1 protein-coding gene is annotated in these 297 nt (G+C 37.0%); it reads right to left on the bottom strand.

What is annotated here, in order from left to right; all coding sequences use genetic code 11:
- Positions 1-41: 41 nt before the first annotated feature.
- Positions 42-297, bottom strand: a 256-nt coding sequence (locus A6M14_RS14165) for a hypothetical protein (RefSeq protein WP_206669616.1), incomplete at its 5' end; no start/stop codon positions are given.

The raw sequence follows: 297 nt of genomic DNA, 5'->3' as shown, positions 1-297 counted from the left end.
CTAGTTAAAGGTATTAGAATGTGCTGTATAAGTAGAAGCTGCTATTTAACCAGCTTATGCATCAACATATTAGAGGATGCCATTTCATACACAGTGACGCAATAAATTTTGCGCAATTGTGCAATCACATCAGTTTTTTTCAGGCCCAAATATTGTGGTCGCTGTTGCGCTGCATAAAATAAAAAACCAAAATTTCGCTGAATACTATCGAGCTTTCCTCGTTGAGGATCAACATCATCAATTGACCGAAATGACAAATTTATCGTCGCTTGATTCCTCGCTACATTCTGATCAATT

The organism is Acinetobacter portensis (assembly GCF_009372215.1).
In the GTDB taxonomy this organism is placed as follows: domain Bacteria; phylum Pseudomonadota; class Gammaproteobacteria; order Pseudomonadales; family Moraxellaceae; genus Acinetobacter; species Acinetobacter portensis.
This window is presented reverse-complemented; position numbering and strand designations above follow the sequence as displayed.